This window comes from Burkholderia savannae (genome assembly GCF_001524445.2).
In the GTDB taxonomy this organism is placed as follows: Bacteria; Pseudomonadota; Gammaproteobacteria; order Burkholderiales; family Burkholderiaceae; genus Burkholderia; species Burkholderia savannae.
On the sequence record NZ_CP013417.1, the window covers coordinates 483,726 to 497,405 of the forward strand.

The 13,680-nt window shown below is 69.3% G+C and carries 13 protein-coding genes; 5 read left to right on the forward strand and 8 right to left on the reverse strand.

The window, feature by feature from the left end; genetic code table 11:
• Positions 1–96: 96 nt before the first annotated feature.
• A complete protein-coding gene (locus WS78_RS02565; protein ID WP_038754182.1) occupies positions 97–975 on the reverse strand; it encodes a helix-turn-helix transcriptional regulator in 879 nt (292 codons plus the stop codon).
• Positions 976–1,082: 107 nt separating this feature from the next.
• On the opposite strand from WS78_RS02565, the gene WS78_RS02570 reads away from it, so the two are divergent.
• A complete protein-coding gene (locus WS78_RS02570) occupies positions 1,083–1,787 on the forward strand; it encodes a glutathione S-transferase family protein (protein ID WP_038754179.1) in 705 nt (234 codons plus the stop codon).
• Between the two features lie 4 nt (positions 1,788–1,791).
• A complete protein-coding gene (locus tag WS78_RS02575) occupies positions 1,792–2,490 on the forward strand; it encodes a glutathione S-transferase N-terminal domain-containing protein (protein ID WP_038754176.1) in 699 nt (232 codons plus the stop codon).
• A 119-nt stretch (positions 2,491–2,609) separates the two neighbouring features.
• Here WS78_RS02575 and WS78_RS02580 read toward each other — a convergent pair whose 3' ends face one another.
• Positions 2,610–3,779: an anhydro-N-acetylmuramic acid kinase gene (locus tag WS78_RS02580; protein ID WP_059627720.1), complete on the reverse strand. Its 1,170-nt coding sequence runs from the start codon at positions 3,777–3,779 to the stop codon at positions 2,610–2,612.
• Between the two features lie 154 nt (positions 3,780–3,933).
• Here WS78_RS02580 and tyrS point away from each other — a divergent pair, with 154 nt between their 5' ends.
• The 3 genes from tyrS to WS78_RS02600 all read left to right on the forward strand — a co-directional run bounded on the left by tyrS (position 3,934) and on the right by WS78_RS02600 (position 6,419).
• Entirely contained in the window at positions 3,934–5,175 is a 1,242-nt protein-coding gene (gene tyrS / locus WS78_RS02590; RefSeq protein ID WP_038754173.1) for a tyrosine--tRNA ligase, read from the forward strand.
• Positions 5,176–5,263: 88 nt separating this feature from the next.
• Positions 5,264–5,722: a D-aminoacyl-tRNA deacylase gene (gene dtd, locus WS78_RS02595; protein WP_059583364.1), complete on the forward strand. Its 459-nt coding sequence runs from the start codon at positions 5,264–5,266 to the stop codon at positions 5,720–5,722.
• A gap of 34 nt (positions 5,723–5,756) precedes the next feature.
• Positions 5,757–6,419 carry a histidine phosphatase family protein gene (locus WS78_RS02600; protein ID WP_038754171.1) on the forward strand — a complete coding sequence of 221 codons (663 nt, stop codon included), beginning with the start codon at positions 5,757–5,759 and terminating at the stop codon, positions 6,417–6,419.
• A gap of 102 nt (positions 6,420–6,521) precedes the next feature.
• Here WS78_RS02600 and WS78_RS02605 read toward each other — a convergent pair whose 3' ends face one another.
• The 6 genes from WS78_RS02605 to purH all read right to left on the reverse strand — a co-directional run bounded on the left by WS78_RS02605 (position 6,522) and on the right by purH (position 13,649).
• A complete protein-coding gene (locus tag WS78_RS02605) occupies positions 6,522–7,670 on the reverse strand; it encodes a ParB/Srx family N-terminal domain-containing protein (protein ID WP_059583366.1) in 1,149 nt (382 codons plus the stop codon).
• A gap of 120 nt (positions 7,671–7,790) precedes the next feature.
• Positions 7,791–8,744 carry an oxygenase MpaB family protein gene (locus WS78_RS02610; RefSeq protein WP_059583369.1) on the reverse strand — a complete coding sequence of 318 codons (954 nt, stop codon included), beginning with the start codon at positions 8,742–8,744 and terminating at the stop codon, positions 7,791–7,793.
• 26 nt (positions 8,745–8,770) lie between these two features.
• Positions 8,771–9,841, reverse strand: coding sequence for a Holliday junction branch migration DNA helicase RuvB (gene ruvB / locus WS78_RS02615; protein WP_038754162.1), 1,071 nt, complete (start codon positions 9,839–9,841; stop codon positions 8,771–8,773).
• Positions 9,842–9,949: 108 nt separating this feature from the next.
• Complete coding sequence (ruvA, locus tag WS78_RS02620; protein ID WP_038754159.1) at positions 9,950–10,531, reverse strand: Holliday junction branch migration protein RuvA; 582 nt, start codon at positions 10,529–10,531, stop codon at positions 9,950–9,952.
• A 283-nt stretch (positions 10,532–10,814) separates the two neighbouring features.
• Positions 10,815–11,357, reverse strand: coding sequence for a crossover junction endodeoxyribonuclease RuvC (gene ruvC / locus WS78_RS02625; protein ID WP_038754156.1), 543 nt, complete (start codon positions 11,355–11,357; stop codon positions 10,815–10,817).
• A gap of 726 nt (positions 11,358–12,083) precedes the next feature.
• Positions 12,084–13,649 (reverse strand): bifunctional phosphoribosylaminoimidazolecarboxamide formyltransferase/IMP cyclohydrolase, encoded by a 1,566-nt coding sequence (gene purH, locus WS78_RS02630; RefSeq protein ID WP_059583371.1) that lies wholly within the window; start codon positions 13,647–13,649, stop codon positions 12,084–12,086.
• Between the last annotated feature and the right edge of the window lie 31 nt (positions 13,650–13,680).

The window sequence follows — 13,680 nt, forward strand, 5'->3', positions numbered from 1 at the left end:
AAACGGGGCTGAATGCCCCGTTTTTTTTGGCCCGCCGTCGCCGACCGGAGCGGCGAAGCGGGAGCGCATCATCGCGCACGCGCCTGCTACATCGGCTCACGCCGCGCGCGCGCCGATTTCCGGCGCTGCTGCGTCGGCCGTGCGCACTGCGTCGCTCGCATGCGCGAGCCAATCGGTCGGCGCGTGTCCCGTGCATTGCGCGAATGCGCGCGTGAGCGCGCTCGCGCTGCCGTAGCCGACTTCCGGCGCGATTTCCTTGACCGCGTAGCCGCGCCGCAGCAGCGTCTTCGCGAGCCCCACTCGCCACTGGAGTAGATATTCGCCGGGCGGCACGCCGACCGTGTCCGCGAAATGCGCGGCGAAGCGCGAGCGCGACATGCCGGCCGCGGCGGCCATCCGTTCGAGCGTCCACGGCAACGCCGGGTCCGCATGCAGCGCGTTCAGCGCCTTGGCAAGCCGGGCGTCGGACAGCCCGGCGAGCGAGCCGCTCGCCACCAGCCGGTTGCGCATCACGAAGCGCAGCAATTGCACGACGAGCACTTCGGTCAGCCGGTTGATCACCGTATCGTGACCGCACGCGGGCGCCCTTGCCTCGGCGAACAGCGCATGCTGGACGGCGTCGAGCGACGACATCGACGCAAGCGGGATCGCGAGCAGATCGGGCAGGCCGCGCAGCAGCGGATTTTCGTCGCCGAGCCCGAATTCGATCGCAGCGGACAAGACCTCGGCGGGCATGCCGCCGCGCGCTTCGATCCGGTACCTGCCGGGCCGCCGGATGAACAGCGCGCTCGGCTCGGGCACCGCGTGCAGGCCGAGCGCACCGCCTGTCACGCAGACGGCGCCCGAGCGCAGCAGGTGCATGTGGAAGCCGTCCTCGCAGATATCGAATGTCGACGTGCCGGGCAGCGTGCCGAAGTGGAACACGCGGGCGTGCAGCTCGAAGCGGGCGAGAAGACCTTTCAGGCGATCGTTCATGGGACGATTGGTCAAGCAATTGGGACTTGTCGACGCATATTGTCTCAGTGCATGCGATACATTGGCAACTCAGCTCACTGTCCCGCATGACCAGGAGGACTCATTCGATGATCCGATTCTTCTATCACCCGTCGCCGAACCCGGCCAAGGTCGCGTTGTTCCTCGAGGAGGCCGGCGTGCCTTATGAACTCGTGCCCGTCGATACGCGCAAGGGCGAGCAGCACGGTGACGCGTTCAAGGCGATCAATCCGAACGCGAAGACGCCCGCGCTAGTCGACGGCGATGTGACCGTGTTCGACAGCAACGCGATCCTGCTGTATCTCGCGGAGAAGACCGGCCAGTTCCTGCCGGACGACACGCCCGCCGCGCGCGGCGAGCTGCTGTCGTGGCTGATGTTCGTCGCGACGGGGATCGGCCCGTACTGCGGCCAGGCGGTGCATTTCAGGCACTTCGCGCCGGAGCCGAAAGCGTATGCGGCGAACCGCTACGACTTCGAGGCGTGGCGCCACTGGCGCATCGTCGACGAACGCCTCGCCACCCGCCGCTACATGGTCGGCGACGGCTACACGATCGCCGACATGGCGGTGTGGGGCTGGGCGCGTGCGATCCCGTTCGTGCTCGGCGACGGCGCATGGGAGCAGTTGCCGAACGTGAAGCGCCTGTTCGACGAGATCAACGCGCGTCCCGCCGCGCAACGCGCGGAGGCGCTGAAGGCGCGCCACGCGTTCAAGACCGATTTCGACGACGACGCGCGCCGCGTGCTGTTTCCGCAGAACGCGCGGCTTGCGTCCGCAACCGGCGCGGAGGCCTGACGCGATGCTCGATCTCTACTACTGGACCACGCCGAACGGCCACAAGATCACGATGTTCGTCGAGGAGGCCGGCTTGCCGTACCGGATCGTGCCGGTCAACATCGGCCGCGGCGAGCAGTTCGAGCCGGATTTCCTGCGCATCGCGCCCAACAACCGGATTCCGGCCCTCGTCGATCACGCGCCCGCCGACGGCGGCGCGCCGCTGTCGATCTTCGAGTCCGGCGCGATCCTGCTGTATCTCGCGGACAAGATCGGACGCTTCATTCCGGCCGACCTGCGCGGGCGCAACGAAACGCTGCAGTGGCTGTTCTGGCAAATGGGCGGGCTCGGCCCGATGGCGGGGCAGAACCATCACTTCGTGCAGTACGCGCCCGAGCCGCTGCCGTATGCGATCGACCGCTATGTGAAGGAAACGTCGCGGCTGTACGGCGTGCTGAACAAGCATCTGTCGGACGGGCGCGACTACATCGCGGGCGAATATTCGATCGCCGACATGGCGTGCTACCCGTGGATCGTGCCGCACGAGCGGCAGCGGCAGCGCCTCGCGGATTTCCCGTTCCTCGCCGCGTGGTTCGCGCGGGTCGCCGAACGGCCCGCCACCGTGCGCGCGTACGAGCGGGCGAAGGAGATCAACGTTGCGCCGACCGTCGATCAGAACTCGCGCAGCGTGTTGTTCGGGCAGGACGCGAGCTCGGTTCGCTGACGCGCGCGGCAGCCGGCGCGGGCCGGTGCCGCGGCCGCGGCGTGCGCGCGGTCGCTCGGCGCGAAGCGGTGCGGTGCGGGGCGGGGCGGGGCGGGGCGGCTTTGGCGAAGCCGGCCCGCTCAGCGCGGGTACAGCGCGCCCAGCACGCGTTCGCCCGCCGCGCCCGTGACGGCCGACACGTTGCCCGGCGCGCGCGCGTTGAAGCGGTACGCAAGCCACGCGAACGCGAGCGATTCGACCTGCTGCGGCGGCACGCCGAGCGCGGCCGTCGTGTCGATCGGCACGTCGAGCCCGCGCGCCGCGAGCGCGGCCGCGATCGCGTCGAGCAACACCGGGTTGCGCGCGCCGCCGCCGCATACGTAGACGGCCCGGCAGTCGCTCGCATGCCGTGCGATTTCGTCGGCGACGGTGGCCGCCGTCAGCATCGTGAGCGTCGCCTGCACGTCTTCGGGCGCGAGGCCCGGAAAGCCGGCGAGCTTCGCGTCGAGCCAATCGGCGTTGAAGAGATCGCGCCCCGTGCTTTTGGGCGCGCCCTGCCGGAAATACGGCTCGTCGAGGAGCGCGGCGAGGAGCGCCTCGTGCACCGTGCCGCGCGCCGCGAAACGACCGCCGTCGTCGAACGGCTGTTTCAGGTGGCGTTCGGCCCATGCGTCGATCAGCGCGTTCGCCGGGCCGCAGTCGAGGCCGCGCACCGGATCGTTGCGCGCGTCACGCGCGTCGTGCGCGGCGGGCAGGATCGTGATGTTGCTGATGCCGCCCAGGTTGCAGACGACGCGCGTCTCGTCCGGCGAGCCGAACACCGTCGCGTGGAACGCCGGCACGAGCGGCGCGCCCTGGCCGCCCGCGGCGACGTCGCGGCTGCGGAAGTCCGCGATCACGTCGATGCGCGTGAGCTCCGCGAGCAGCGCGGCATTGTTGATCTGCCGCGTGTAGCCGCGCTCGGGCCGGTGGCGCACCGTCTGGCCGTGCACGCCGAGCGCGCGCACGTTCTCGGGCGCGAGGCCCGCCGCGCGCAGCAGCTCGTGGCAGCACACCGCGTAGCGCGCGGCGAGCGCGTTCGCGGCGAGCGCCTCGCGCTCGATCTCGTCGCCGCCCGGCTGCTGCAGCGCGAAGAGCGCGTCGCGCAGCGTGTCGGCGAAGCCGACGAACGCCTCGGACAGCACGGCGGGCGGCTTGCCCGCCTCGAAGCGGACGGCGACGCCGTCGACGCCGTCCATGCTCGTCCCCGACATCAGGCCGAAATACACGCCATCCGCGGGATGGCCGGGTTGCATGCGGTTGGACGCCACGTTCATCGCTCCGGAATCGAGATGGGGGGCGCGCGGAAGGCTCGCCGCGCGCCGTCGTCGCCGATTATCCGCGCATGCGAGCGCGCCGTTAAGCGGTCCGCGCGCAACTTATGGGAAAATCGCTCTTTTTGCGACATTTCTTCCTCTTGCACCGATGAGCACCGATCCCACTTCCAAGCCCGCCTTCCCGATCACCGATGAGGTTCGCCACGCGCTCGCCGTCACGAAGCGCGGCGTCGACGAGCTGCTGATCGAGGAAGAGTTCGCGCAGAAGCTCGCGAAAAGCGCGGCGACGGGCAAGCCGCTGCGCATCAAGCTGGGCCTCGATCCGACCGCGCCCGACATCCACATCGGCCACACGGTCGTGCTGAACAAGATGCGCCAGCTGCAGGATCTCGGCCATACGGTGATTTTCCTGATCGGCGACTTCACGTCGCTGATCGGCGATCCGTCGGGCCGCAACGCGACGCGCCCGCCGCTTACGCGTGAGCAGATCGAAGCAAACGCGAAGACCTACTTCGAGCAGGCCGCGCTCGTGCTCGACCGCGAGAAGACCGAGATCCGCTACAACAGCGAATGGTCGATGCCGCTCGGCGCGGACGGGATGATCAAGCTCGCGTCGCGCTACACGGTTGCGCGGATGCTCGAGCGCGAGGACTTCACGAAGCGCTTCCAGGGCGGCATTCCGATCTCGATCCACGAATTCCTGTATCCGCTGATGCAAGGCTACGACTCGGTCGCGCTGAACGCCGATCTCGAGCTCGGCGGCACCGACCAGAAGTTCAACCTGCTCGTGGGCCGCGAGTTGCAGAAGCAGTACGGGCAGGAGCAGCAGTGCATCCTGACGATGCCGCTTCTCGAAGGCCTCGACGGCGTCGAGAAGATGTCGAAGTCGAAGGGCAACTACGTCGGCATCAGCGAGAAGCCGAGCGACATGTTCGGCAAGCTGATGAGCATCTCGGACGTTCTGATGTGGCGCTACTTCGAGCTGCTGTCGTTCCGCGGCCTCGACGAGATCGCGCAGTTCCGCCGCGAGGCCGAGGGCGGCCGCAATCCGCGCGACTTCAAGGTGATGCTCGCGCAGGAGATCGTCGAGCGCTTCCATTCGCGCGCGGACGCCGAGCGCGCGCTCGAGGACTTCAACCACCGCGCGAAGGGCGGCGTGCCGGACGATATTCCCACGGTGACGCTCGCGGGCGCGCCGCTCGCGATCGGCCAGTTGCTGAAGCTGGCGGGGCTCGTGCCGTCGACGAGCGAGGCGCTGCGCAACATCGAGCAGGGCGGCGTGAAGATCGACGGCGCGACGGTGTCCGACAAGGCGCTGAAGCTCGACGCGGGCGAATTCGTCGTGCAAGTCGGCAAGCGCCGCTTCGCGCGCGTGACGCTCACTGCATGAGCGCGCGGTTCGCCGCTCGGCGGCGCGCGCCGCGCGCCGCGTGCATCGTTCGCGCCGTTCGCGCCGCGCGCGTGACGCAGGCGCGCGCATGATCGCGTTGATCCAGCGCGTGAAGCGCGCCGACGTGCGCGTCGGCGGCCGCGTGACGGGCGAGATCGGCGCCGGTCTCCTCGCGCTCGTCTGCGCGGAGCGCGGCGACACCGAGGCGGTCGCGAACAGGCTGCTCGCGAAGGTGCTCGGCTACCGCGTGTTCAGCGATGCGGCGGGCAAGATGAACCTGCCCGTGTCGAACATCGACGGCGCGGGGCGCGCGGGCGGCCTGCTGCTCGTGTCGCAGTTCACGCTCGCGGCCGACACGAACAGCGGCCTGCGCCCGAGCTTCACGCCCGCCGCGCCGCCCGACGAGGGCGAGCGCCTGTTCGACTACTTCGTGCGCGCGGCGCGCGAGCGCCATCCGATCGTCGCGACGGGCGAGTTCGGCGCCGACATGCAGGTGTCGCTCGTCAACGACGGCCCCGTGACGTTCTGGTTGCAGACGCGCCCGTGACACGCCCCTGACGCTTCGATTCGAGACCGCACCGATGGCCACGACGCAGATTCTCTTCATCCGCCATGGCGAGACGGCCTGGAACCGCATCAAGCGGATTCAAGGCCACATCGACATTCCGCTTGCCGACACGGGGCTCGCGCAGGCGCGGCAGCTGGCCGACCGGCTCGCGCGCGACGCACGCGCCGGCGCGCGCATCGATGCCGTCTATTCGAGCGACCTGTCGCGCGCGCGGCAGACCGCGCAGCCGGCCGCCGATGCGCTCGGCCTGCCGCTCGCGCTGCGCGAAGGGCTGCGCGAGCGCGCGTACGGCGTGTTCCAGGGGCACGACAGCGTCGAGATCGAGGCGCGTTTTCCCGACGCGTTCGCGCAGTGGCAGACACGCGATCCCGGCTTCGAGCCGGAAGGCGGCGAATCGCACCGCGCGTTCTACCACCGCGTGCTGCACGAGGTCGAGCGGATCGTCGCCGCGCATCCGGGCGGGCGCATCGCGTGCGTCGCGCATGGCGGCGTGCTCGACTGCGTATACCGTTTCGCGAACGATCTGCCGCTCGACGCGCCGCGCAAGCACGCGCTGTTGAACACGAGCGTGAACGTCGTCGATTATGACGACGGCCGCGCGCGTATCGTGCGCTGGGCCGACGTCGATCACCTGAGCGACGCGAGCGACGACGACGGCTATCGAAAGGTGCTGTGACGGGCGAGCGGTCGCGAGCTTCGCGCGCGCGAGCCTGAACGTGGGCGCGGCCGCGAGGCGCTCCGGATCGTCGCGGCGCATGGCCTTAGCCGCCGCCGCGCTTCAGCGCAGCCCGCGGCGCGACTTGTAATCGAGCGCGTACGCGATCTTGCCGGGTTTGTCGGCCGTGATCGGCTGCCGCAGCTTGTCGAATTCCCCCTTGCCGTATTTCTTTCCGCCGTTGATCTGATCGGCGCGGCCGAGGTCCGCGCCCGTCTTGCCGTCGATCACCGGATCGATCGACGCGACCATCCGCGCCGACGCATTCCACACCGCATTCAGGTAGCCCGTGTCCGCCGTCGCCGGGTCGGGATCGGTCGCGCCCGCGCGCGCGAGGTCGTAGCCCGCGAGTGAGAACGCTTCCGGCTGCTGGCGCAGCCAGTCGGCCCAGTAGAACTCGAGATAGTCGGTCGCCTGCGCGGGCTTCGCATAGCCGATGTCGCGCGTGAAATAGACGAGCGACCGGTAGCGGTCGTCCTGCATGCCGAGCTTCAGGCCGAGGCCGGCGGGCAGCTGGTCCGCCGCGATCGGCCGGCCGTTTCCGTCCTTCAGGCGCGTGTAGCCGCGGCTTTGCATCTGCTGCCAGAACGCCGCGCCCGAGTAGTCGCTCAGGTTGTCCTTGACGACGACGTGCACGTGCAGCGACGCGCCGCCGTCGGGCGTCTCGTAATAGGTCGACAGGCCGTGGTGGCCGTCGGTCACGTACAGCATGTCGCCGTTCGGCCCGATGACGACGGGATTGAGCACGGCGCGCCCGCGCGCGTCGGCGCTCGTCGCGCAAGCGTAGCTCGCGGCGTCGCGCAACGTCGACTGCGTCGCGTAGCCGTTCGACGCGAGGCCGCCGAGCCCTTCGTCCGCGCAGAAGTCGTCGAACTTCTTGTCGGGCTGCCGTTCGTAGCGGCCGAGCTTGTAATAGATCTGGTCGTAGCCGAGCGCGCCTTGCGTCGGATGCAGTTCGCCGAGCGCGACGTCGAGCATGTCGCCCGTGCGCGCGCCTTTCCATTTGCCCGGCGCGGAGGCGGGCGCCTTCGGCGACGGGCTGCCCGCGCTCGGCCCAGGCTGCGTCGCGTGGCCGCGCGTGGAGCCGGCGGCGCCCGCATCGACGGCGGCAATCGGTGGGGCGGGCGCCGTGCCGTCGCCGCCGCAGGCGGCGAGCGCGGCGACGAGCGGAAAGGCGGTGGCGGCGACGAGACGGAAGAGCGCACGCGGCATCGTTGGCTGGTGTCGATGGTGGGTTTGGCGGGGATGGCGACGCGCGATTGATGCGCGTGCGGCCCCGTCAGCATCGCGAATGGATGTGACAGGTATTTGAAATGAACGCGACGGGTTGGGCTACGTGCCGTTGGGGCCCGGCTGCTCCGGCCGGGCGGACACCCGCCGGCGTGCGCGCTTCGATACGCCGTTGACGAGCGCCCAGCGGATCACCGGCGCGACGATCCGCACGCCGGGCCGAACGAGCGCGCGGCGCACCGGCGCGAGCGACGACAGGCCGAGCATCCGTTGCGCCCACGTCGGCAACAGATCGACGCCGGCGTTGAAGAGGAGCGCGGCGGCGGGGCGCATCGCCGGCCTCGGCACCGGCACGTTCATCAGGGTCCGTACCACCTCGTGCGTGCGCTCGCTCGCTTCGAGCTCGGGGCGCGTCGCGGCGAAGTACGCGGCGACGTCGGCGCGCGTCTTCGGGACGTTCGTCGCGCCCAGCAGCTCGGCGATGCGCGCGGTTTCCGCGTAGTAGCGGTCCTGATCGGCGCCCGGCAACAGCGGATTCACGTAGCGCAGGTGCGCGGCGAGAAAGCTCGACACCTCGGCGACGTGCACCCACGTGAGCAGTGCGGGATCGCTCGCGCGATACGGGCGGCCATCGAGCCCCGTGCCGACGACGGTCTCGTGTATCGCCTTCACGCGTTCGATCAGCTTCAGCGCATCGGCGCGGCTGCCGTACGTCGTGCCGGAGATGAACGTCGCGGTGCGGCGCAGGCGGCCGAGGATGTCGGTGCGGAACGTCGAATGGTCCCACACGCCCGCGAGCGCGAGCGGGTGCAGCGCCTGCAGCAGCAGCGCGGAGATTCCGCCCGTCATCATCGACGTGAAATCGGCATGCACCTTCCAGCACACCGCGTCGGGGCCGAAGAGGCCCGGGTCGCCCGGCGGCGACGAGTAGTCGAGCGACGGGCCGCTGCCGGACGTCAGATGCGTGACGCCGCCCGCGACGCGGGCGCGCACGCGCTCGACGAGCGGATGTCCGATCGGGGAGCGGGCGGGGCGGTCGCGAAGCGGGGCGGACATCGGTCGACTCGTCGGGACGGGGGGCGTCAGCCCTCGGCGTCCGGCGTGCCCCAGAGGTTGCGCACGGGGCTCGCGGCGTCCGGCGCGGCGAGCCCGAAGTGCCGGTAGGTAAGGAGCGTCGCGACGCGGCCGCGCGGCGTGCGCTGCAGGAAGCCCTGCTGGATCAAGTACGGCTCGAGCACGTCCTCGATCGTGTCGCGCTCCTCGCCGATCGCGGCGGCGAGGTTGTCGACGCCGACCGGTCCGCCGTCGAACTTGTGCAGGATCGCTTCGAGCAACTTGCGGTCCATCAGGTCGAAGCCGACCGGATCGACGTCGAGCATCGCGAGCGCGGCGTCCGCGACGGACGCGGTGATGTTGCCGTCCGCCTTCACTTCCGCGTAGTCGCGCACGCGGCGCAGCAGCCGGTTTGCGATCCGCGGCGTGCCGCGCGAGCGCTTCGCGATCTCGAGCGCGCCGTTCGGATCGATCTGCGCGTTCAGCAGCGACGCCGAGCGCCGCACGATCCGCGACAGTTGCTCGGCGTCATAGAATTCGAGCCGCGCGACGATGCCGAAACGGTCGCGCAGCGGGTTCGTCAGCATCCCGGCGCGGGTGGTCGCGCCGACGAGCGTGAACGGCTGCAGGTCGAGCTTCACGCTGCGCGCGGCGGGCCCTTCGCCGATCATGATGTCGATCTGGTAATCCTCGAGCGCCGGATACAGGATTTCCTCGACGACGGGCGACAGGCGATGGATCTCGTCGATGAAGAGAACGTCGTTCGCTTCGAGGTTCGTGAGGAGCGCGGCGAGGTCGCCCGCCCGCTCGAGCACGGGGCCGGACGTCTGGCGCAGATTCACGCCCATTTCGCGCGCAATGATGTGCGCGAGCGTCGTCTTGCCGAGGCCGGGCGGTCCGAACAGCAGCACGTGGTCGAGCGCTTCGGCGCGACGCTTCGCGGCCTCGATGAAGATTTCGAGCTGGCCGCGCACCTTTTCCTGGCCGACGTATTCGTCGAGCTGGCGCGGGCGCAGCGCGCGTTCGAACGCCTCTTCGTGCGAAGACGCGGGCGTGGCGGCAATGATCCGCTCGGCGGCGAGTTTGTCGGTTTCGATCATGCGGCCATTGTACCGCGCGGCGTGCTCCGGCCAACCTGGCCGAACGGCCGAGTCGCCTGGCGGCGCACGGCATGCGAAGCTGTCTTCGACGACGCGCCGTTCGAGCCGCTACGCCTTCGACAGCGCCTTGAGCGACAGCTTGATGCCTTCGGACACGCCGGTGCCGGCCGGCACGTTCTTGATCGCGGCGAGCGCTTCCTTCTCCGAATAGCCGAGCGCGAGAAGTGCGTTGAGGATGTCGGTCGCGTGGTCGGAAGGCGAGGCCGCGCCGGCGAGCGGGCCGAGATCTGCGCCGAGCTTGCCCTTGAGCTCGAGGAGCAGGCGCTCGGCTGTCTTCTTGCCGATGCCCGGCACGCGCGTCAGGCGCGCGGCGTCCTGCAGCGTGACCGCTTGCGACAGCTCCGCGACGCTCATCCCGGACAGCACGGCGAGCGCCATCCGCGCGCCGACGCCCGTGATCTTGAGCAGTTCCCGGAACGTCGAGCGCTCCTGCGGCGTGAGGAAGCCGTACAGCAGGTGCGCGTCCTCGCGGACGATCAACTGGGTCAGCAGCACGACCTTCTCGCCCGTGTGCGGCAGGTTGTAGAACGTGCTCATCGGCACGTCGACTTCATAGCCGACGCCGTTGCAGTCGACGAGGATGTGCGGAGGGTTCTTTTCGAGCAGGGTGCCGGCGATGCGACCGATCATGGCGAGTGCGGGACGGAACGGAAAGCGCGAGTGTAGCGCACCGCGGGGCGCGAGCGGCAGCGGCGCGAACGCGCGCGAAGCCCGATGCGGGCGGTGGAGCGGGCGGCATCCGCTTGGCGTCGCCGGGCGCCATGGGATGGTCAGCCCGATCCCGGCTTGGCGGACGATGCCGGGCAGGGATTCTTCATTGGGGCGCCGTCGCGAAAGCCGTCTCGTTGATCGGGATCGATCCGGGCAAACACGGTTTCCACCCGCGCGGGCGGCACACGTCGAGCCGGCCGCCTTATCCGATGAGCCGCCCGCGCCGAACGCGCAGCCCCTTCTTCGCGAGCGCGGGCGCGATGCCGCCGAGCGTGTTGAGCGTGTTGCCGCCGTGCGCGTGACAGATCGCCATCCCGAGCGCGTCGGCCGCGTCGGTGCCTGGCAGTCCGGACAGGCTCAGCAGGCGCGCGACCATTTCCTGCATCTGCTCCTTCGTCGCGCGTCCGTAGCCGACCACCGCCTGCTTGAGCTGCAGCGCGGTGTACTCGGCGACGGGCAGGCCGCCCGACACGAGCCCGCAAATGGCGGCGCCGCGCGCCTGGCCGAGGAGCAGCGTCGATTGCGGATTGACGTTGACGAACACTTTTTCGATCGACGCCTGATCGGGCGTGTGCTCGCGGATCAGCGTCGAGACGCCGTCGTAGATCGTGCCGAGCCGCGTGGGCAGGTCGGCGGTGGGCGTCTTGATCACGCCGCTCGCGACGTACGCGAGCCGATGGCCGCTGACGTCGATCACGCCGAAGCCGGTGACGCGCAAGCCGGGGTCGATGCCGAGGATTCGCATGGAGAAACGGAAAAGCTATGTGCGACCGATACTACACGAATGACGCCGGAGCCCGGCGAAAGCGGACGGCGCAACGCCGCGCGAGCGGGGCGGCGAACGTGGATCATGCGAGCGCTGCGCGATCGCGGCGGCCGGCGCCGGACGCTCGTTGCGTGCGGTCGGGAGGCAAGCGCCGGAACGGGGTGCGAGCGGCGCGAAGCCGTCGGTTGAATCGATGCCGAGATGTCGCGCTGTCGCTCTGTCGAGATACCGAGATGTCGAAATGCCGAAATGCCGAAATGCCGAAATGCCGAAATGCCGAGATACCGAGATACCGAGCGCCGAACACGGCGTTGCTTCCGACGGAATTCGGCTTCGCGCGAGCGATCGCTTCAAATGGCCGGGCCGCCGAGCTTGCCGCTTCGAAGAAGCGCCGCGACGAACCACTGCGCCATTGCAACGGAAACCGCCGCAAGGAACGGCCGCGCAGCGAGCCGTTGCCACCCAACGACGGCCGCAGCGTACGACTGCAGCGAGCCGCTGCCGCCCTACGCTGACTGCAGCGAGCCGCCGCCGCCAACGATGCCCGCCGCGTACGGCCACAGCGAGCCGCCGCCGCCAACGACCGCCATGCCAAAGAGCCGCCGTCCCGACCCGTCACTCGCCACGCATCGGTTCCGCGCGACCGATAAAAAACCCGGCGGTGATCCACCGCCGGGTTTCGCCGGAAACGCTGCGTCGTACGAATCAGTGGCGGAAGTGGCGCACGCCCGTCACCACCATCGCGATGTTGTGCTCGTCGGCGGCGGCGATCACCTCGTCGTCGCGCACCGAGCCGCCCGGCTGGATCACGCAGGTCGCGCCCGCCGCGACGACGACGTCGAGGCCGTCGCGGAACGGGAAGAACGCATCCGACGCAACCGCCGAGCCGGCCAGCGAGAGGCCCGCGTTCTGCGCCTTGATGCTCGCGATGCGCGCCGAATCGACGCGGCTCATCTGGCCCGCGCCGACGCCGAGCGTCATCCCGTTGCCGCAGAACACGATCGCGTTCGATTTCACGTACTTCGCGACGCGCCATGCGAAGAGGAGGTCGTCCATTTCCTTCGGCGTCGGATGGCGCTTCGTGACGACGCGCAGCTCGCGCGGCTGCACGTTCTTCGAATCGAGCGACTGCACGAGCAGGCCGCCGCCGACGCGCTTCAGGTCGAACGCGTTATGGCCGTCGCCCAGCGCGATCTCGAGGAGACGCACGTTCTGCTTCGCCGCGAACACCTGCTTGGCCGCATCCGAGAACGACGGCGCGATCAGCACTTCGACGAACTGCTTCGCCACCGCCTGCGCGGCGGCTTCGTCGACTTCCCGGTTGAACGCGATGATGCCGCCGAACGCCGACGTCGGATCGGTCTGGAACGCCTTCGCGTACGCGTCGGCCGAATCGTTGCCGACCGCGACGCCGCACGGGTTCGCGTGCTTGATGATCACGCACGCCGGCGCGTCGAACGTCTTCACGCATTCCCACGCGGCGTCCGAATCGGCGATGTTGTTGTACGAGAGTTCCTTGCCCTGCAGCTGGCGGTAGTTCGCGAGCGCGCCGGCCGGCGTCGCGACGTCGCGGTAGAACGCCGCGCTCTGGTGCGGATTCTCGCCGTAGCGCAGGTCCTGCACCTTGTCGAACGCGAGGTTCAGCGTCGCCGGGTACGCGTTGCGCGACGCATGCTTCAGCTCGTCGGTCAGGCTCGTCAGGTAGTTCGTGATCGCGCCGTCGTATTGCGCGGTATGCGCGAACACCTTCGTCGCGAGGCGGAAGTTGGTCGGGTAGCCGACCGTGTTGCCGTTCGCCTTCATTTCGTCGAGCACGACCGCGTAGTCGGCCGGGTCGACCACGACCGTCACGTCGCGGTGGTTCTTCGCCGCGGAGCGCAGCATCGTCGGGCCGCCGATGTCGATGTTCTCGATCGCGTCGGCGAGCGTGCAGTCGTCCTTCGCGATCGTCGCGACGAACGGATACAGGTTCACGACGAGCAGGTCGATCGTCGGGATGCCGTGCTGTTCCAGCGCCTGCATGTGCTCGGGCAGGTCGCGGCGGGCGAGGATGCCGCCGTGCACCTTCGGGTGCAGCGTCTTCACGCGCCCATCGAGCATTTCCGGGAAGCCGGTGTAGTCGGCCACTTCGGTGACGGGCAGGCCCGCTTCGGCGAGCAGTTTCGCGGTGCCGCCCGTCGACAGCAGCTTGACGCCGAGCTCGGACAGCGCTTTCGCGAAGTCGACGATGCCGGTCTTGTCGGAAACGGAAATGAGCGCTTGCTTGATCATGATGGAACCACCAATAGCCAGGAAAACGGGG